General features: G+C 74.3%; 16 protein-coding genes and 2 tRNA genes. 3 read left to right on the forward strand and 15 right to left on the reverse strand.

Translation table 11 applies throughout. From position 1 onward, the window contains the following. Positions 1–44: 44 nt before the first annotated feature. The 10 genes from O2W15_RS03475 to O2W15_RS03520 form a co-directional block, all read right to left on the reverse strand. Positions 45–1,025 carry a ribose-phosphate diphosphokinase gene (locus O2W15_RS03475; protein ID WP_269161586.1) on the reverse strand — a complete coding sequence of 327 codons (981 nt, stop codon included), beginning with the start codon at positions 1,023–1,025 and terminating at the stop codon, positions 45–47. Beyond that, the gene (gene glmU, locus O2W15_RS03480; RefSeq protein ID WP_269178373.1) at positions 1,022–2,557 is read right to left on the reverse strand and encodes a bifunctional UDP-N-acetylglucosamine diphosphorylase/glucosamine-1-phosphate N-acetyltransferase GlmU; all 1,536 of its coding nucleotides are present in this window, start codon (positions 2,555–2,557) and stop codon (positions 1,022–1,024) included. Before glmU ends, O2W15_RS03475 begins: the two co-directional genes overlap by 4 nt. Before the next feature lie 51 nt (positions 2,558–2,608). Beyond that, positions 2,609–2,684 (reverse strand) — tRNA-Gln (locus O2W15_RS03485). A gap of 127 nt (positions 2,685–2,811) precedes the next feature. Continuing rightward, the gene (locus O2W15_RS03490; RefSeq protein WP_269178374.1) at positions 2,812–3,780 is read right to left on the reverse strand and encodes a 4-(cytidine 5'-diphospho)-2-C-methyl-D-erythritol kinase; all 969 of its coding nucleotides are present in this window, start codon (positions 3,778–3,780) and stop codon (positions 2,812–2,814) included. A gap of 67 nt (positions 3,781–3,847) precedes the next feature. Then, complete coding sequence (gene rsmA, locus O2W15_RS03495) at positions 3,848–4,840, reverse strand: 16S rRNA (adenine(1518)-N(6)/adenine(1519)-N(6))-dimethyltransferase RsmA (RefSeq protein WP_269178375.1); 993 nt, start codon at positions 4,838–4,840, stop codon at positions 3,848–3,850. Further along, a complete protein-coding gene (locus tag O2W15_RS03500; protein WP_269178376.1) occupies positions 4,731–5,831 on the reverse strand; it encodes a resuscitation-promoting factor in 1,101 nt (366 codons plus the stop codon). Before O2W15_RS03500 ends, rsmA begins: the two co-directional genes overlap by 110 nt. A gap of 346 nt (positions 5,832–6,177) precedes the next feature. Then, positions 6,178–7,011, reverse strand: coding sequence for a hypothetical protein (locus O2W15_RS03505; RefSeq protein ID WP_269178377.1), 834 nt, complete (start codon positions 7,009–7,011; stop codon positions 6,178–6,180). A 48-nt stretch (positions 7,012–7,059) separates the two neighbouring features. After that, positions 7,060–7,932: a TatD family hydrolase gene (locus O2W15_RS03510; RefSeq protein WP_269178378.1), complete on the reverse strand. Its 873-nt coding sequence runs from the start codon at positions 7,930–7,932 to the stop codon at positions 7,060–7,062. A gap of 37 nt (positions 7,933–7,969) precedes the next feature. Then, on the reverse strand, positions 7,970–9,790 hold the full coding sequence (gene metG, locus O2W15_RS03515; protein ID WP_269178379.1) for a methionine--tRNA ligase: 1,821 nt from the start codon (positions 9,788–9,790) through the stop codon (positions 7,970–7,972). 46 nt (positions 9,791–9,836) lie between these two features. Then, positions 9,837–10,493, reverse strand: coding sequence for a hypothetical protein (locus O2W15_RS03520; RefSeq protein WP_269161578.1), 657 nt, complete (start codon positions 10,491–10,493; stop codon positions 9,837–9,839). A 154-nt stretch (positions 10,494–10,647) separates the two neighbouring features. Between O2W15_RS03520 and O2W15_RS03525 the strand changes: the two genes are divergently transcribed. Together O2W15_RS03525 and O2W15_RS03530 are read left to right on the forward strand one after the other, a co-directional pair. Then, on the forward strand, positions 10,648–11,757 hold the full coding sequence (locus O2W15_RS03525) for a magnesium and cobalt transport protein CorA (RefSeq protein WP_269161577.1): 1,110 nt from the start codon (positions 10,648–10,650) through the stop codon (positions 11,755–11,757). A gap of 127 nt (positions 11,758–11,884) precedes the next feature. After that, positions 11,885–12,757, forward strand: a complete 873-nt coding sequence (locus O2W15_RS03530; RefSeq protein ID WP_269178380.1) for an endonuclease domain-containing protein — start codon at positions 11,885–11,887, stop codon at positions 12,755–12,757. A gap of 58 nt (positions 12,758–12,815) precedes the next feature. Here O2W15_RS03530 and rsmI read toward each other — a convergent pair whose 3' ends face one another. Further along, entirely contained in the window at positions 12,816–13,655 is an 840-nt protein-coding gene (rsmI, locus tag O2W15_RS03535; protein WP_269178381.1) for a 16S rRNA (cytidine(1402)-2'-O)-methyltransferase, read from the reverse strand. Between the two features lie 54 nt (positions 13,656–13,709). Between rsmI and O2W15_RS03540 the strand changes: the two genes are divergently transcribed. Beyond that, the gene (locus O2W15_RS03540; RefSeq protein WP_269178382.1) at positions 13,710–15,233 is read left to right on the forward strand and encodes a dolichyl-phosphate-mannose--protein mannosyltransferase; all 1,524 of its coding nucleotides are present in this window, start codon (positions 13,710–13,712) and stop codon (positions 15,231–15,233) included. A gap of 185 nt (positions 15,234–15,418) precedes the next feature. Here O2W15_RS03540 and O2W15_RS03545 read toward each other — a convergent pair. The 4 genes from O2W15_RS03545 to glp all read right to left on the reverse strand — a co-directional run bounded on the left by O2W15_RS03545 (position 15,419) and on the right by glp (position 18,540). Beyond that, positions 15,419–15,492, reverse strand: a tRNA-Ala gene (locus O2W15_RS03545). Between the two features lie 65 nt (positions 15,493–15,557). After that, positions 15,558–16,256, reverse strand: a complete 699-nt coding sequence (sepX, locus tag O2W15_RS03550) for a divisome protein SepX/GlpR (RefSeq protein ID WP_269161701.1) — start codon at positions 16,254–16,256, stop codon at positions 15,558–15,560. Between the two features lie 177 nt (positions 16,257–16,433). Further along, positions 16,434–17,051, reverse strand: coding sequence for a GNAT family N-acetyltransferase (locus tag O2W15_RS03555; protein ID WP_331253861.1), 618 nt, complete (start codon positions 17,049–17,051; stop codon positions 16,434–16,436). A 1-nt stretch (position 17,052) separates the two neighbouring features. Next, complete coding sequence (glp, locus tag O2W15_RS03560) at positions 17,053–18,540, reverse strand: molybdotransferase-like divisome protein Glp (protein WP_269178383.1); 1,488 nt, start codon at positions 18,538–18,540, stop codon at positions 17,053–17,055. Positions 18,541–18,603 lie beyond the last annotated feature (63 nt).

An 18,603-nucleotide genomic window follows, 5' to 3' on the forward strand; every position in this document is an offset into this window, starting at 1 on the left:
TCGGGAACGCCTCCTGGCCGCGTTGCGGCCCGGAGGGTCGCAAATTAACTCGCCCCACCGAACAAGCTCGTCACCGAGCCGTCCTCGAAGACCTCCTTGATCGCCCGGCCGAGCAGGGGGGCGATGGAGAGCACGGTCAGCTTGTCGAAGCGACGCTCGGGCTCGATGGGCAGCGTGTTGGTGATGATCACCTCGCTGACCCGGCTGTTCTTCAGGCGGTCGACCGCGGGGCCGGAGAGCACCCCGTGGGTGGCGGCGATGATGACGTCGGCGGCGCCGGCCTCGAACAGCGTCTCGGCGGCCTTGGCGATCGTGCCGCCGGTGTCGATCATGTCGTCGACCAGGATGCAGACGCGCCCTTCGACCTCACCGACGACCCGGTTGGCGACGACCTCGTTGGGCCGGGTGACGTCGCGGGTCTTGTGGATGAAGGCCAGCGGGGTGCCGCCGAGCTTGTCGCTCCACCGCTCGGAGACGCGGACCCGGCCGGAGTCCGGGGAGACGACGGTGAGGTCGCAGTGGCCCCACTTGCGCTTGACCTCCTCGATGAGGAGGTCCATGGCGAAGAGGTGGTCGACGGGCCCGTCGAAGAAGCCCTGGATCTGGGCGGTGTGCAGGTCGACGGTCATCAGCCGGTCGGCGCCGGCGGTCTTGTACATGTCGGCGACCAGGCGGGCGGAGATCGGTTCGCGGCCGCGGTGCTTCTTGTCCTGCCGGGCGTAGGGGAAGAACGGGGCGACGACGGTGATCCGCTTGGCCGAGGCGCGCTTCAACGCGTCGACCATGATCAACTGCTCCATGAGCCAGGTGTTGATGGGTGCGGTGTGGCTCTGCACCACGAAGGCGTCGCAGCCGCGCACCGACTCCTCGAACCGCACGAACAGCTCACCGTTGGCGAACTCGTAGGACGAGGTGGGGGTGGGGGTGACGCCGAGGTGCCCGGCGATCTCCATCGTCAGCTCGGGGTATGCCCGGCCGGAGAAGAGCATCAGGCTCTTGTTGGTGGTCTGCCTGATCGCGCTCATGATCGCCCCTGCTGGTCGTCGTCCGTAGCGGCCGGGGGCCGGTCCGCGGACTCGGTGGTCCGTGTGTCGGTGGCTGCGGCGGCCGCTGCGTCGTCGGCCGCTGCTGCTGCCTCTGCGCCGGGGGTGCCCGGACGGCGCCGCGCGACCCAGCCTGCCACATTGCGCTGGCGGGCCCGGGCGACGGCCATGGCCCCGGGCGGGACGTCGGTGGTGATCACGGAACCGGCTGCGGTGTAGGCGCCGTCCCCCACGGTGACCGGCGCCACGAGCATGGTGTCCGACCCGATCCGCACGTGGTCGCCGACCGTGGTGCGGTGCTTGTCGACGCCGTCGTAGTTGACGAACACCGTCGCTGCACCGATGTTGCTGTGCTCCCCGATGGTCGCGTCGCCGACGTAGGACAGGTGCGGCACCTTGGAGCCCTCACCGAGCTCGACGTTCTTGGTCTCGACGTAGGCCCCCACCTTCGCCCCGCGCCCCAGCCGCGTGCCCGGGCGGAGGTAGCTGAACGGGCCGACGGTCACCGCCGGGCCGATCTCGGCCAGCTGGACGTGCGACCGGACCACCGACGCCCCCTCCCCCACCTCGGTGTCGGTCAGCGTCGTGTCCGGCCCGACGACCGCGCCGGCAGCGATGGTGGTCGCGCCGAGCAGTTGCGTGCCGGGGTGCACGACGACCTCCGCCGCCACCTCGACGGTCACGTCGACCCAGGTGGTCTGCGGGTCCACCACGACCACCCCGGCCCGCATGAGGTCGTCGAGCACCCGGTCGTTCATCGTGCGGCGCCGGGCGGCCAGCTCACGCTGGTCGTTGCAGCCCAGGGTGTCGTCGGGGTCGGCCGCCCGGTGCCCGCCGACCGGGGCGCCGTCGGCCACCAGCAGACCGAGGACGTCGGTCAGGTACTGCTCGCCCTGGTCGTTGGCGGCCCCGACCCTGGTCAGCGCCTCCCGGACGGCGGCGGCATCGCCGATGTACACCCCGGCGTTGACCTCCCGGATCGCCCGCTGGGCGTCGTCGGCGTCCCGCTCCTCGACGATCGCCCGCACCGCGCCGCCGGAGTCCCGGACGATCCGCCCCAGGCCGGTCGGGTCGGCCACCTCGGCAGTGAGCACGGTGAGCACGTCGCCGGCCTGCTGGTGCGCCCGGACCAGTGCGGTCAGCGTCTCCTCGCGCAGCAGCGGCGCGTCCCCGTTGAGGATCAGCACCGCACCGGTCACCTCCGTGAGCGCGTCCAGCGCGACCGCTGCGGCGTGCCCGGAGCCCAGCTGCTCCTCCTGCACGACCGGCAGCGCCCCCGGCGCGACCGCGCTGAGGTGCTCGGCCACCGCCTCCCGCCCGGATCCGACGACGACGACGGTCTGGGTGGCCCGCAGCGGGGCGGCCGCCGCCAGCACGTGCCCCAGCAGCGAGCGGCCGCCGATCGGGTGCAGCACCTTGGGCATGCGCGAGCGCATCCGCGTCCCCTGCCCGGCGGCGAGGACGACGACGGCGCCGACGGCGCCGTCCGTGGTGGGGGTGTCCTGCAGGGTCACGGAACGAACTCCTCGCGATGGCGACGGTTGGCGGCGCGCGTGGGCGCTGACTGGCTGGGGGACTCGGACTCGAACCGAGACTGCACGGCTCCAAAGGCCGGCGGGCTGCCGATTACCCCATCCCCCATCAACCGGCCCGCCGGGGCAGAACCACGGCGGCCCACCCTGAGCCTAGGGCCGAGGTCGGGAGCGGGCACCCAGGCCCGCCACCCGGGACGTCGGACGGCGGCTGGACGGACCCGGTCGGCCGGGGATCAGCCCACCAGGCGGGCGCCGTGGACCGGGCCGTGCACGGCCCGCACGGTCCGGAACACCCCGGCACCGGCGAGCTCGTCGGCCAGCCGGACGGCCCCGTCCTCGTCCTCGGCCAGCGCGGCCACCGTCGGGCCGGAGCCGCTGACCAGCGCCGCCCGGGCGCCGGCCTCGGTAGCGACCCGCATCGCCCGGTCCAGCTCCGGGCGCAGCCGGAGCGCCGGCGCCTGCAGGTCGTTGTGCAGCGCGGCCGCCAGCGCCGACGCCGGACCGCTGTGCAGCGCGGCGAGCACCGGCCCGGTGGCGGCCATCAGCTCGCCGTCCGGCAGCGTGCCGGCTGCCCGCTGGGCGTCCAGCTCGCCGTACACGGTGGGGGTCGACAGCCCCTCCCCGGCGATGCCGAGCACCCAGTCCCAGCGCCGGCGGGCCAGCACCGGCGTCAGCCGCTCGCCGCGCCCGGTGCCCAGCGCCACCCCGCCGAGCAGGCTGAAGGGGACGTCGCTGCCCAGCACTGCGGCGAGCGCGGCCAGGTCGCCGCGGGTCGCCCGGGTCCCCCACAGTGCGTCGAGCGCCACCAGCGTGGCCGCGGCGTCGGCGCTGCCTCCCGCGAGCCCGGCCGCGGCCGGGATCGACTTGTCGACGGTCAGGTGCGCGTCGGCCGCCACCCCGGCGTGCCGGGCGAGCAGCTCGGCGGCCTGCCAGACGAGGTTGCGCCGGTCGATGGGCACGCTCGCCGGGCCGGCGCTGCTCCCCGTGCCCTCGCCGCGGACGGTGAGCGAGAGCCCCTCGGCGCGGCGGACGGTGACCGTGTCGAACAACGACACGGCGAGGAAGACCGTCTCCAGCTCGTGGAAGCCGTCGGCCCGCAGCGGCCCCACGCCGAGGTGCACGTTGACCTTCGCCGGCGCCCGCGCCGTGACGGCGCCGTTGCCGGCGAGCCGGCCGGGGCCGCCTGCGGTCGCGTTGCTCACCGGGTCATCCTGCCCGCCGGTCCACCGTCGTCCACCGGTGCACCCTGCCTCCCGGCCGCGGCACGCGCTACCGCTCCTCCGCGGCGACCGGGTCGGTGGCCGCCAGCCGGGCGAAGTCGGTGACCGACAGCTGCTCCCCCCGCGTGGTCGGGTCGATGCCGGCGGCGCGCAGCCGGACCTCGGCGGCGGCCGGGCTGCCGGCCCAGCGGGCCAGCGCCGCGCGCAGGCCCTTGCGACGGGTGGCGAAGGCCGCGTCGATGACGGCGAAGGTGGCCGCCCGGTCGCCGTCCGGAGCCGGTCGGCGGGTCAGCGCGACCAGCCCGGAGTCGACGTTGGGCACCGGCCAGAAGACCGGCCGCGGGACGTTGCCGGCCCTCCGGACGTCGGCGTACCAGGCGGCCTTGACGCTGGGCACCCCGTAGGCGGGTGTGCCGGGCGCGGCGGCGAGCCGGTCGGCGACCTCGGCCTGCACCAGCACCAGCGAGGTGCGGATGGTGGGCACCAGCTCCAACAGGTGCAGCAGCACCGGGACGGCGATGTTGTAGGGCAGGTTGGCCACCAGGGCCGTGGGCGGGGGCCCGGGCAGCTCCTGCACCCGGAGGGCGTCCGCGGTCACCACGGTGAGCCGCCCGGCCACGTCCGGGGCCCGCTGGGCGACGGTCACCGGCAGCTGGTCGGCCAGCCGGGGGTCGATCTCCACGGCGGTCACGTGCGCGCAGGCGGGCAGCAGCCCGAGGGTCAGCGACCCGAGGCCCGGCCCGACCTCGCAGACGACGTCGTCGTCCTGCAGGTCGGCCGTCCGGACGATCTTGCGGATCGTGTTGGCGTCGTGCAGGAAGTTCTGCCCGAGGGTCTTGGTCGGTCGCAGGTCCAGCTGCTGGGCCAGCTCGCGGATGGCCGCGGGGCCCAGCAGCGCGTCGGCCCGCTCCGGGGTGTCGCTCAGGTCCGGCTCACCCGAACAGGCGGGGGCCGCAGTGCGGCCACTGCCCCGCGCCGGAACGGGCGTACAGCATCTGCGCCCGCATGGTCTGCTCCTCGGCCGACGCGGCGGCCGGGTCACCGCTGCCCCCGACGGCGGCCCAGGTGCCCGTGGAGAACTGGTACATGCCGCGGTACTTGCCGGTGCCGCTCACCGCGGTGGGCCGGCCACCGGACTCGCAGGCGGCCAGCGCGCCCCAGTTCAGGCCGTCGGCGCTGACGACGGCGGCCGGTGCAGCCGGCTTCTCCTTGGTGCCGACGGCCACCTGCTGGTCGACCGCCGGCGTGCTGACCTCGACACCCAGCTGCTCGCGGCCGGTCTCGACCCCGTCGGTGACGGTGACCCGCCAGGTGACCGTCTGCGCGCCCTCGACCCCCGGCTGGGTGACCGTGCGCTGCCCCTGGAAGGCGTTCGGGTCCGGCGTCTCGACGGTCGCGTAGTCCAGCGGCTGGACCTCGGTCACGTCGGTGACGACGACCCGGGTGACCCGCAGGACCATCGCGTCCAGCAGGGGCTGCTGCGGGTAGATCGAGGTGCGGTCGGTGGCCGACAGGGCGATGCCCTGCTCGGCCAGCAGGTCACCGGCGGTCGCCGCGGTGGTGGTGACCACGCGCTGCTGGCCGTCCGCGATCAGCGTGACGTCCTTGTTCGTGGTGATGGCGAGGTCCATGCCGTCCAGCGGCAGGCGCTGGCTGCGGCTGGCGGAGAGCACCAGCTCGTCAGTGCGGTACCCGAGCTCGGCGAGCGCGCCGTCGACCGAGAGGGCCGTCGTGTAGACGTCGGTGCGCACCCCGTCGACGGTCAGCGTCAGTGGCCGGGCGCGGTTGAGCACGATCGTGGCGCCGTCGCCGATCGCGTCGCCGGGGTCGGGCAGGACGACGTCCTGCGACGCGGGCTCCAGGCCCTCGTCGGCCAGCACCTCAGCGGCCGTGCCGGCATAGGTGCGCACCTCGCGCGACTGGCCGTCGACGGTCAGGGTCACCGTCTTCTGGGCAGCGAAGTAGGCAGCGGAACCCCCCACCAGGCCCAGCAGGACCAGGGTGAAGAGAATCGACTTCAGCGATCGGTGCACAACACATCCACGGGTCACGGGGCCCGGGCAGGGGAACGAGGGCGACAGCCGACGGACCTGACCCGGGGGGCGGCGCCCATCACCGTGCGGCCCGACGAGCTCCGGGACCGGGAACGGTCACCCGGGCAGGAACGAGCGCCCAGGTGTTCCCCACCCCGGCTTGTCGGTCACGGCACGATAACGAACGCCTGACGGAAGAGAACGGTGCGAGATCAAGAAACCACCATGTCGACTCAGCCCTCTGCAGGCGCGCCGACACGGTGAGTGAGAACGCGCCATGAGAGTGCGGAGTCGACACGATCGTGGCCGTGCGCAAGGCCACAGCCGGCCGTGCGCCCGAAGCGCCTCAGGCCAGCGCGGGCGAGGTCTGCCGCACCGGGCGCAACCAGGTCACCAGGAAGCCGGCCACCACCAGTCCGGCGATGATCGCGGAGAACCCGCCCGCGACGAGGGCCACCGGCAGCAGCCCGGCGCCGTCGGAGCTCACCTGGTCGCCGAGCTCGATCGCGGCGCGGAGCAGCAGCGCCCCCAGCGGCAGCAGGGCGAGCACGCTGGCCGCGGCGACCGACAGGTGCGCGGTCCAGGTGCGCTGCGCCTCGTCGACCGGCACGTCGGCACCCTCGGCGGGGAGCGGGCGCAGCCACACCCGCAGCAGGGCGGCCTCGGCCAGCAGCCAACCGGCCAGCGGCACCGCCGTCGCGGTCGCGACGACCGGCGACGCCAGGTCCTCGACCTGCAGCAGGGCGGTGAGCACCACCCCCGCGACCGCGGCGCGCATGGTCCACAGCAGCCAGAGCGAGATCTGCTCCGACCGCCGCGGTCGGCGCGCCGGGCTGGCCGTCGCCCAGCGCGGCCGCGGCCGGGTCGCCTCGGCCAGCAGCACGCCGGCCAGCAGGCCCACGGCGAGGGCGGGCACCCAGAGGAAGACCGACGCCTCGGCGAACAGCACCACCGTGCTGACCACCAACGCCAGCCCGAGCAGCAGCCCGAGGAGCCGCACCCGGTGGGCGTGGGTGGCCTGACGGGCCAGTTGCGCGGTCGCCTCCGGCGTCACCGGGACGAACTCGACACCGGCGGAGGCGACGGCCCGGCGACCGGACGCGAGTGACCAGCCCCGGGCCAGCATGGCGGCCGGGACCATCAAGGCGATGAAGAGCACGACGGCGATGAGGCGGCCCACTCCCCCAGTGTGCCCCGGTTCAGCTGGCCGGGGGGCGGCCCACCCGCCTCAGTCGTCCCAGCGGCCGAAGACGCGCTCCGCGGTGGCGGTGAGGGCGCCGCACAGCTGGTCCAGCGGCACCCCGGTGACCTCGGCCAGCGCCCGGACCGTGTGCGGTACCAACCGGGCGGAGTTCGGGCGTCCGCGCAGCGGGGCCGGGGTCAGGAACGGGGCGTCGGTCTCGACGAGCAGCTGGTCCAGCGGGGTCAGCGCCGCTGCCTCGCGCAGGGCGCCGGCGCTGGAGAAGGTGACCGTGCCGGCGAAGGACAGCACGTGGCCACGCTCGAGGCAGGCCCGGGCGAACCCGGCGTCGCCGGAGAAGCAGTGGAAGACGGTGTGCTCGGGCGCACCCTCGTCGTCCAGCACCCGGAGCACCTCGTCGTGGGCGTCGCGGTCGTGGATGACCAGGGCGATCCCGTGCCGCTTGGCGATGTCGATGTGCGCCCGGAAGGAGGCCTCCTGGGCGGCCCAGCCCTCGGGGCCGGTGCGGTAGCGGTCCAGGCCGGTCTCCCCCACCGCCCGCACCCGGGGCAGCGCGGCGAGCCGGTCGATCTCGGCCAGCGCCGTCTCGGTCGCCGCCCCGGCCCCCGCCTCGTTGGGGTGCAGCGCCACCGCCGCCAGCACGTTCGGGTGCCGGGCCGCGAGCGCGGCGGACCAGCGCGAGGACCCGACGTCCACCCCGACCTGCACCAACCGCGGGACGCCGACGGCCACGGCGGCCGCGATCGCCTCGTCGACCTCCGCGTCGGTGGGCTCCCGGTCCTCGCCGCCCACGGCGATGTCGAAGTGCGTGTGGCTGTCGACCGCCGGGGACGGCAGCGGCTCCGGGGACGGCGGCGGCTCCCCCCGCCGGTTCGCCCGCGAGGACGCCGACCGGCTCACGCCTCCACCAAGATGGCCATCTTGGTGGTCTGCGAGGTCACGCCTCGCCGCCCGACCCGCTCTGGCCGCCCTCCTCCAGCCGACGCAGCTCCTCCTCCACGATCGAGGAGTCGAGCTTGGTGAACACCGGCTTCGGCGGGGCGAGCGGCGTGCCCGGCGGCGGCAGCGGCGTGGACGCCCAGACGGCCTGCCCCTGGTCGTAGGGCCCGGTGATGATCGGGTACGGCGAGCCGTCGTCCAGGTCCTCGGTCTCGACCACCTGCGGGGCGACCGACCACACGCCGGTGCCGCCCAGCAGCTCGTGCACCTGCTGCGAGGAGTGCGGCAGGAACGGCGTCAGCAGGGCGTTGCAGTCCTTGATCGCCTGCAGCGCGGTGTGCAGCACGGTGTCCCGGCGGGCCGGGTCCTCCTTGAGCTTCCACGGCGCCTGGTCCGACAGGTACTTGTTCGCCTCACCGACGACCCGCATCGCCTCGGTCGCCGCCGCCTTCTGCCGGTTGCGCGACAGCAGGTCGCCCACGGCGGTGAAGGCCCCGGAGGTGGTGGCCAGCAGCGCCCGGTCGGCGTCGGTCAGCTCACCCGGGGTCGGGACGGCGCCGACGTTCTTGGCGGCCATCGACACCGAGCGGTTGACCAGGTTGCCCCACCCGGCGACCAGCTCGTCGTTGTTGCGGCGCAGGAACTCCGCCCAGGTGAAGTCGGTGTCCTGGTTCTCCGGGCCGGCCACGGCGATGAAGTAGCGCAGCGCGTCGGCGTCGTAGCGGGCCAGGAAGTCGCGGACGTAGATGACCACGTTGCGCGAGGAGGAGAACTTCCGCCCCTCCATGGTCAGGAACTCGCTCGACACCACCTCGGTGGGCAGGTTCAGCGCACCGTAGGAGCCCGGTGTCCCGCCCTTGTCGCCCGCCCCGTTGTACCCGAGAAGCTGGGCCGGCCAGATCTCGGAGTGGAAGACGATGTTGTCCTTGCCCATGAAGTAGTAGGCGTCGGAGTCCGGGGTCTGCCACCACTGCCGCCAGGCCTCCGGGTCACCGGAGCGGCGGGCCCACTCGATGGACGCCGACAGGTAGCCCACCACGGCGTCGAACCAGACGTAGATGCGCTTGTCCGGCCGGTCCCGCCAGCCGTCCAGCGGCACCGGAACGCCCCAGTCGATGTCCCGGGTGTAGCTGCGCGGCTTGAGGTCCTCGAGCAGGTTGACGCTGAAGTTCAGGACGTTGGGGCGCCAGTTCCCCCGGGTGCCCAGCCAGTCGCCCAGTGCCCGGGTGAACGCCGGCAGGTCCAGGAAGTAGTGCTCCTCCTCGACGAACTTCGGCGTCTCGCCGTTGATCCGGCTGACCGGGTTCACCAGGTCGATCGGGTCCAGCTGGTTGCCGCAGTTGTCGCACTGGTCGCCCCGGGCGCCGTCGTAGCCGCAGATCGGGCAGGTGCCCTCGATGTAGCGGTCGGGCAGCGTGCGGCCGGTCGACGGGCTGATCGCGCCCAGCGTGGTCTGCGGGAAGACGTAGCCGTTCTTCAGCAGGCCGAGGAAGATCTCCTGGCTCACCGCGCGGTGGTTGGCCGTCGTCGTCCGGGTGAACAGGTCGTAGCTGAGCCCGAGGCTGGCCAGGTCGTCGACGATGACCCGGTTGTTGCGGTCGGCGATCTGCCGCGGGGTGATGCCCTCGGCGTCGGCGGCGACCGTGATCGGCGTCCCGTGCTCGTCGGTGCCGCTCACCATCAGCACCTTGTCGCCGGACATCCGGTGGAACCGGCTGAAGACGTCGGAGGGGACGCCGAACCCGGAGACGTGTCCGATGTGCCGCGGGCCGTTGGCGTAGGGCCAGGCGACGGCGGTGAGGATGTGCCGATCTGTCACGGCCTGAGGGTAGTGACCGGCGTCGACCGGGTTGACCGGCGCGTCCTCAGGGGGCGTCGGTGACCGCGACGGTGCTCGGTGCGGAGAGGTCCTCGGCGGGGACGCCCACCAGCGCGACGGCGGCCAGCGCCAGCCCGATGCCGGCCAGGGTGACGCCCCGCAGCACGCGGTGCTCGACCACGGGTGCCCGGCGGGCCGGCCGGGGGCGCCCTCCGGCGGCGACCCAGGCGAGCGCGGACGGCGCGCTGGCCAGCAGCAGCTTCCCGGTGGGGACGGCGAGGCCCAGCAGCGCAAGCGCGGGCACCGGCAGGCCGCCGATCGGGCCGATCGCCACCAGCAGGACCCCGTTCGCACCGACCAGTCCCACCGCGCAGAGCACGACCAGCAGGGCGATCTCCCCGACGGCCACGGCGACCAGCAGCATCCGACCGGCTCCGTCGACGAGGCCGGCCCCGCCGCCGGCGCACAGCACGACCCACGCGGCGAGCAGCAGCAGGGTGACGGCGACGAGCCAGCCGGAGGGGCGCACCCCGGAACCGAAGACGCCCTCCAGGCTGGTCAGCCCGAAGGCGAGCAGCGCCAGGGCCTCCAGCACGGAGAGCCCCCCGGCGGCGGCGACGGTCGCCGGCAGCCGCACCGGGCGCACGGTCGCCGGGGCGACGGCGGGGGTGGCGCGGGGGGCGTCGAGGACGGCGCTGGGCACGGGGGTCTCCTGACCGAGGAACGGGTGTCCCGGATCAGGTCGGGCGTTCCGGAGGCCGACCGCAGCGCCCGCGACGCACGTCTCACCCGCCGGGGTGAGACCCGCGGGTGGTGGGCCGGGGATGCTGGACCCCGACAGACCCGAGGGAGGACCGGTGACCGACACCGACAGCACGACCAGCAGGCGCACCCCCGGGACGCCTGCCGAGCTCCCGCAGACGCTGCGCCCCCGCCCGGCGGGCGCGCCCCGGGAGAAGCAACCCGAGCGGGACACCGACGACCCGGTCGTCGACTGCGCCGTCTACGTGCAGGGCGAGCGGCTGGACGTCGCGCCGTCCGAGGCGCTGCAGGTGGCCCGCGACCGGGGCGGATTCGTCTGGCTGGGGCTCTACGAGCCCTCCGAGGCCGAGCTCACCGCGATCGGGGAGCACTACGGGCTCCACCCGCTCGCCGTCGAGGACGCCGTCTACGCCCACCAGCGGCCCAAGCTGGAGCGCTACGACGAGGCGATGTTCATGGTGCTCAAGACGGCGAGCTACGTCGAGCACGACCAGCTGACCGCCACCAGCGAGGTGGTGATCACCGGGGAGATCATGGTCTTCATCGGCCGCGATCACGTGATCACCGTCCGGCACGGCACGCACGGGGAACTGGGGAAGCTGCGCACCCAGCTGGAGGAGCAGCCGGACCTGCTGTGCAACGGCCCCTCCGCCGTCCTCTACGCGATCGCCGACCACGTCGTCGACGACTTCCTGGAGGTCGCCGGCGAGGTGGAGGTGGACGTCGAGGAGGTGGAGACCTCGGTGTTCAGCCCGAGCCGCACCGACGACAGCGGCCGCATCTACCAGCTCAAGCGGGAGCTGATGCAGCTGCGCCGGGCGGTCCTGCCGCTGGAGCTGCCCCTGGCCACGCTGGTCGACCGGCCGAACGAGCTGGTGCCCGAGGCGATGCGCTCCTACTTCCGGGACGTCCAAGACCACGCGCTGCGGGTGCGTGACCAGGTGACCGGCCTGGACGAGCTGCTGACCTCGATCCTGCAGGCGTCGCTGGCCCGCACCTCGCTGGCCGACAACGAGGACATGCGGAAGATCTCGGCGTGGGCCGGCATCATCGCGCTGCCCACCGCCATCGCCGGCATCTACGGGATGAACTTCGACTACATGCCCGAGCTCGACGAGCCCTGGGCGTACCCGGCCGCGCTGCTGCTGATGCTCTTCGCCTGCCTGGCTCTGCACCGCGGCTTCAAGCGCACCGGCTGGCTCTAGCCCGCCTCCCGCCCGCCGTTGTGCGCTCGTCGTCGGTTCAGGCCCGCCCGACCGACGATGAGTGCACAACGGCGGAGCCTGTGGACGACGGGCGCGGAGTGTGCGGCCGGGACGGCAGGGTGCGCGTGTGCTCGCCGTGCCCGACGACCTCTGCCACACGCCGTTCCGGGGGTCCGACGCCGTCCGGGACGGCGCGCTGACGACGGCCCAGCTGCGCAGGCACTGCTGGCGACGACTGTTCCCCGACGTCTACGTGCACCGCGAGGTCCCGGTCACGCACGAGCTGCGGGCGATGGCTGCGGGGCGTCTGCTGCTGCCGGACGACGTGGTCACCGGGGTGAGCGCGGCCGCGCTGTGGGGAGTCCCCCTCGCCTCGGCGGAGGACGACGTGGAGGTCACCCGCTGGCCGGGCGGTCATCCCGTGCGGGTCCCCGGACTACGGGTCCGGCGCGCGGACATGGAGGCACGCACCGTCGTCCGGCACCGGGGCGTGCACCTGACGACACCCGAGGCGACCGCGGTGCGGCTGGCCTCGGCGCTGCCCCTGGTCGAGGCCGTGGCCGCCGTCGATCAGCTGGTGGTGCTCGCCGGCGCCGACCTCGAGGAGGTGCGCTGGCTGGCCGACACCGCCCTCGGACCGGGCAGTCGGCGCGCCCGCCGTGCCGTGGCCCTGGCCGACGGACTCGCCGAGTCCCCGCAGGAGTCCCGGTTGCGCCTGCTGGTCGGTGACAGCGGTCTCCCGGCACCGGTCGCCCAGTTCCAGGTGCTGGACGGCGGCCGGTTCGTCGCCCGGGTGGACCTCGGCTGGCCCGAGCAGCAGCTGGCGCTGGAGTACGACGGGCTCTGGCACGCGGAGCCCGGCCAGTTCGCCCGCGACCGGCAACGGCTCAACCGGCTGACGGCGGCTGGCTGGCGCGTGCTCTTCGTGACGGCGGCTGACCTGCACCAGCCAGGTCGACTGGTCGCACGGATCGCCGCCGCGCTCGGCGTTGTGCGCTGACCGCCGGTCGGTCGACCCACGACCGACGTCCGGTGCACAACCGCGACGACGGCGCGGGTCAGGGGCGCTTTGCGGACAGGACGGCGTTGTAGACGTCTCGTCTCGGGAGGCCGGTGCGGGTCATCACGGTGCGGATCGCCTCCTTGCGGTCGGCGCCGGCGGCCTCCTCCGCGGCGACCTCGGCGGCCAGTTCGGCGGGCGTCAGGGTGGCCGGGCCGGCGACCGCGCCGGCGACCACCAGGGTGATCTCGCCGCGCACGCCCTCGGCGGCCCACTCGGCCAGCGAGGCCAGCGAACCGCGGCGGACCTCCTCGTGGGTCTTGGTCAGCTCCCGGCAGACCGCGGCGGGCCGGTCGGCGCCGAGCGCTCCGGCCGCGTCGGTCAGGGCGTCGGCCAGCCGGTGCGGCGACTCGTAGAACACCATCGTGCGCGGCTCGGCGGCCAGCGCCGTCAGTGCCGACCGCCGTTCCCCGCCCTTGCGCGGCAGGAACCCCTCGAAGGTGAACCGGTCACATGGCAGCCCCGAGACGGCCAGCGCCGTGACGACGGCCGACGGCCCGGGCACCGACGTCACCTCGATGCCCGCCTCGATCGCTGCCCGCACCAGCGTGTAGCCGGGGTCGGATACCGACGGCATGCCCGCGTCGGTGATCAGCAGCACGGTGCGGCCCTCGGTCATCGCCGCCACCAGCCCGGGCAGCCGCGACCGCTCCACGGTCTCGTGGAAGGTGACCACCTTGCCGGTGAGGGTCACCTCGAGGTCCTTGGCCAGCCGGTGCAGCCGCCGGGTGTCCTCGACCGCCAGGACGTCGGCGTCGGCCATCGCCTGCCGCAGCCGCGGGCCGACGTCGCCGGGCTGTCCCAGCGGTGCCCCGCCCAGCACGAGTCGTCCGGTCATGCGGCCGAGCCTGTCACGCCGGCTCGCCCAGCTCGGCCACATACCCTGGCCGGCATGGCGGTGCTGGTCCCGGAACGCACGGAGTCAGCCCCCGGGGCACCCGTCTCCCGCCGTTTCCCGCCGCTCCCCCGGCCCCGCCGGCAGGGCACCCCGCCGCTGCCGACCGACCGGGTGCTGGCCGCGGTGCTCACCGCCGTGCTGGGGCTGGTGACCCTGGTGGCCCGGCTCTGGGACATCGGCTACCCGACCGAGCTCGTGTTCGACGAGGCGTACTACCCGCCCGAGGGCGCCGAGATGCTGGAGCTCGGCTACGAGTACAACCGCGGCTACACGTTCATCGTCCACCCGCCGCTGGGCAAGTGGCTGATCGCGGCGGGCGAGCAGCTGTTCGGGTACGGGCCGCTGGGCTGGCGGGTGCCGAGCGCGGTGGCCGGGACGGTGGCGGTCGTCGTGCTGACCCGGTTGGCGCGCCGGCTGACCGGCTCGACGCTGCTGGGCCTGCTCGCCGGCCTGCTCCTGGCGGTCGACGGCTTCTCCTTCACCCTCGGCCGGATCGGGCTGCTGGACGTCTTCCTCCAGGTCTTCGTGGTCAGCGCGGTCGCCTGCCTGGTGGTCGACCGGGACCGGGTGCGGCAACGGGTCCGGGACGGCGCCGACCGGGTGACCGCGACCGGGTTCCGGCTCGGCCCGCGGGGCTGGCGGATCGCCGCCGGGGTGCTGTTCGGCTGCGCCTGCGCGGTGAAGTGGAGCGGGGTCTGGTTCCTGGCCCTGTTCGCGGTGCTCTCGCTCTTCTGGGACCGGGCAGCCTGGCGGGAGGCGGGGGTCCCCCGGCCCACCTGGACGGCGCTGCGCCGCGGCCTGCCCGGGGCGACCTGGGCGTTCGCCGTCGTCCCGGTGCTGGCCTACCTGGCCTCCTTCGCCGGCTGGTTCCGCGGAGAGAACGCGCAGGGCCGGCACTGGGCCGCGGAGAACCCGGACACCTCGTTCGGCTTCGTGCCGGACGCGCTGCGCTCGCTGTGGCACATGCACGGCGAGTGGCTGGACTTCCACAGCGGGCTGTCGAGCCCGCACCCGTGGGAGTCCAGCCCGTGGTCGTGGCTGGTCGACGGCCGGCCGATCCTGCTGTGGAACCCGCAGGGGCTCACCGACGCTGCGGGTGACCAGGTCGTCCGGTACATGATCATGCTGGGCACGCCGACGCTGTGGTGGCTCTTCACCCCGGCGCTGCTGTGGCTCGGCTGGCGGATCGTCGCTCGGCACGACCCGGCGGCGGTGGTCGCCGCGACCGGCATCGCCGCCGGCTGGGGCACCTGGTTCCTCAACCTCGACCGGACGATGTTCATCTTCTACATGGCCCCGGCCCTGCCGTTCTTCGTGCTGGCGATCGTGTTCGTGCTGCAGGACGTGCTGGGCCCACCGGCCGCCTCCGCGCTGCGCCGCCAGGTGGGGCTGGCCGTCGTCTGCCTGTACGTGGCGGTGGTCGTGGTGACGTTCGCCTTCTTCCACCCGGTGCTCACCGGCCAGCCGCTGTCGAACGCGGAGTGGCTGCAGCGGATGTGGCTCCCCTCCTGGTTCTGAGCGGGGGACGTCAGCCCGTCGAGCCGGACGGCGCAGCTCCCGGAGCAGTCGAGCCGACGTCCGGTGGCCGGACCGGACGAGCCCGGTGGCGTCCGGTCACTGCTGGACGACGCCCCGAGGCCAGGGGGCTGAGAGAGCCGGGAAATGCGTCAGGCCGGGCCCTGGTGGGCCCGGCCTGACCGGGGTGGAGCTGAGGGGAATTGAACCCCTGACCCCCTCGATGCGAACGAGGTGCGCTACCGGACTGCGCCACAGCCCCTCGGACGGAGAGCTTACCGTCCGGTTCCTCCGGCGCTGCACGGGGGCAGCGCCGGAGGTCCTCCCTCAGCCGTTGACGACGCGCTTCGGGGCGTAGACGTCGATGTCGGCGAAGCCGATGTCCTCGTCGTCCAGGCCGACCACGGCGCTCTGCTGCCAGCCGGCCGGGGCCGGGGTACGAGCCGCGACCACCCGTCCGGGGCGCAGCGGGTGCACCGGGGCCAGCGGCAGGCTGGGGTGCACCTGACCGGCCTCGGCCGCCACCGGGGCCGGTGCGGGCGCCGGCTCCGGGCGAGCAGCGGCCGGACGCTGCTGCACGGGGCGGGCGCGCGGCGGACGCTGGGCGGCCCGGGCCGCACGGCGGGCGGCGGTCCGCCGCTCCCGCTTGGCCGCTGCCGCGGTCACCGTCAGGTAACCGACGACGGCGAGGTCCAGCAGCACCTGCGGCGCCCACAGCCACGACCGGTAGGCCAGCGCACCGACCAGCGCCAGCACGGCGAGGCCGACGAGCCCGGCCAGCGTGCGGCGACGCCGGGCGTGCACGTCGACCTGCAGCTCACCGCTGCTGCGCAGCTGTGCCCGGTCGATGCTCACCCGCTCGGTCTCGGCGTGGACCACCGGGTCCACGGGCCGCCGTCGTTGCAGGGTCCGTCCTGAGTTGGCTGCACCGTTCACCGTGTGCGTGTCGCCCCGGGTGACCACCATCGGCACCAGGACCACGAACCACAGCACGACGAGAGCGGCCAGCAGTACGCCCGATCCCATCTCGAACACCCCGATCCATCCCTGGCCCAGCGGAACGACCCCATCCCTGGGGCCACACGAGTCACATCCGTCACTCGGGAGTCAAGGTAAGGCCGCGGACTGCCGATACCCGGGACGTCTCCCGGTGTGTCGGCGCGTCGCCGGCGCAACCGGCGTCTCGGCGTCCCGCCCGGCCGCTCAGCGTGGCGCGCGGGTGCGCCACCGGGCCAGCACACCACCGGGGTTCTCCCCGGCCAGCAAGGCGTAGCCGAGGTGGTCCCGCCACGCCCCGTCGATGTCCAGGTAGTCGCGGAACAGCCCCTCCTGGCGGAAGCCCAGCCGCTCGACCAGTCGCCGGCTCGGCCCGTTCTCCGGCCGGATGTCGGCCTGCAGCCGGTGCAGCCCCACCGGCCCGAAGGCGTGGTCACAGACCAGCGCCACCGCCAGCGAGGCCGCGCCCCGCCCGGCCACGGCCTGGTCGACCCAGTAGCCCAGGCTCCCGGAGCGCAGCGCCCCCCGGACGACGTTGTCGACGGTCACCTGCCCGGCCAGCCGCCCCTCGTACCGCACGGTGAAGGGCAGCGACGTCCCGACCCGGGCGCGCCGGGACGCCGCCCGGCGCATCGCCCGGTAGGCCGCCGGCGTGTGCCGCTGGGACCAGGTCAGCCCGGTGGAGGGCTCCCAGGGCAGCAACCACGCCTCGTTGGCGGTGCGCAGCCGGGCCCACTCGCGGGCGTCGTCGCGGCGCAGCGGGTGCAGTTCGACCGGCCCCCAGGCCAGCCGGGCCGGCCAGCCCGGGTGCAGGGACGGGTCCAGCTCAGCCCCCGAGCAGCATCGGCATGACGGTCACGAGTCCTCCGGCGGACACCTCGGTGACGTCCTCGTCCACCACGATCAGGCAGTTGGCGCGGGCCATCCGGGCGAGCATGGCCTGGTCACCGTCCCCGATCGGCTCGACGACGTAACCACCGTCGGGGTGGCGCATGACCTGGCCGTGCAGGTACTGCCGGTACCCCAGCGGCGAGAGCAGCTGCTGGGCGGAGACGGCCTGCACGGTGCGCCGGAACAGCTGGCGCTTGCCGAGCATCAGCCGGATCGCCGGGCGGACGAAGACCTCGAAGGCGACCAGGGCGGCGACCGGCTCACCGGGCACGCAGATCACCGGGACCGCGTCGGGCCCGAGCTTGCCGAAGGCGTGCACCGGGCCGGGGTGCATGGCCACCTGGGTGAAGGTGACCCCACCGAGTTCGTCCAGCGCCTCCTGGAGCAGGTCGTGACCGCCGTTGGCGAAGGTGCCGGCGACCAGGACGATGTCGCTGCGGAGCATCTGACCCTCCAGCAGCTCGACCATCCGCCGCCGGTCGTTGGGCATGATCCCCGCCCGGTAGGCCGCGGCGCCGGCGTCCCGCGCCGCGGCGGCCAGCGCGTAGCTGTTCACGTCGACCTGCTGGCCGGGGCCGGCGACCGCGCCGACGTCGACGAGCTCGTTCCCGGCGCACAGCACCGTGATCCGCGGACGCGGCCGCACCGCGACCCGCTCGCGCCCGACGGCGGCCAGCAGGCTGATCTGGGCCGGCCCGATGGGGGTGCCGATCTCCACCGCGGTGTCACCGGTGGCGACGTCGTCGCCGACCCGGCGGACGTAGCTGCCCGGCGCGAGCGCGGCGAAGACCTGGACCCGGGCGGTGCCCTGGTCGGTCCAGGCGGCCGGGACGACGACGTCGGCACCGGCCGGCAGCATCGCGCCGACGGCGACCTTCTGCGCGAGGCCGGCGCTGATCGAGGTCGGCTCCCCGTCCCCGGCGGCGGTCTCACCGACGACGGCGAGGTCGACGGGCTGCTCGACGGCCGCGGTGGCGATGTCGGCCGCGCGGACGGCGTACCCGTCGAGCCCGGCCTGGTCGAAGGCGGGCAGCGAGCGCTGGCTGGTGACCAGCTCGGCGCAGAGCAGCCCCTGGGCGTCGAGCACCGCGAGCTCGATCGGGTCGGGCTGCGGGACGGCGCCGAGGATCTCGTCCAGGTGGTGCTCGACGGCGCGCAGCCGGACCCCGGACACGTCGACCGAGCCGGTGTCGGCCATCGGGTCCGGGGACCGGTCGCCGGTGGCGATCGCCGGCGAGGGCACCCGGTCGGAGGAGAACACCGACCGGTCGACCTGCACGGTGTCGTGGGTGACCACCGGCGCCGGGCCGGAGACCAGCCGGTTGTCCCGTGGCGACGGGACCAGCCCGCCGCTCGTCAGGTCCAGCTGGGTCGTGTCCCGGCCTCCGCCGGAGATCCACCCGCGTGTGCTGTCGTCGCTCATCCCCACCACCGTCGTCCCTCCGTCATCGGGCCAGCCCCGCGCCCGGATCGACCGGTCACGGCG

Source organism: Modestobacter sp. VKM Ac-2979, assembly GCF_026967995.1.
GTDB lineage: Bacteria > Actinomycetota > Actinomycetes > Mycobacteriales > Geodermatophilaceae > Modestobacter.

Coding starts and splice junctions, on each gene's coding strand:
- O2W15_RS03475 (WP_269161586.1), bottom strand. CDS start 1,025: ATGAGCGCGATCAGGCAGACCACCAACAAGAGCCTGATGCTCTTCTCC.
- rsmI (WP_269178381.1), bottom strand. CDS start 13,655: ATGACCGGACGACTCGTGCTGGGCGGGGCACCGCTGGGACAGCCCGGC.
- O2W15_RS03540 (WP_269178382.1), top strand. CDS start 13,710: ATGGCGGTGCTGGTCCCGGAACGCACGGAGTCAGCCCCCGGGGCACCC.
- sepX (WP_269161701.1), bottom strand. CDS start 16,256: ATGGGATCGGGCGTACTGCTGGCCGCTCTCGTCGTGCTGTGGTTCGTG.
- glp (WP_269178383.1), bottom strand. CDS start 18,540: ATGAGCGACGACAGCACACGCGGGTGGATCTCCGGCGGAGGCCGGGAC.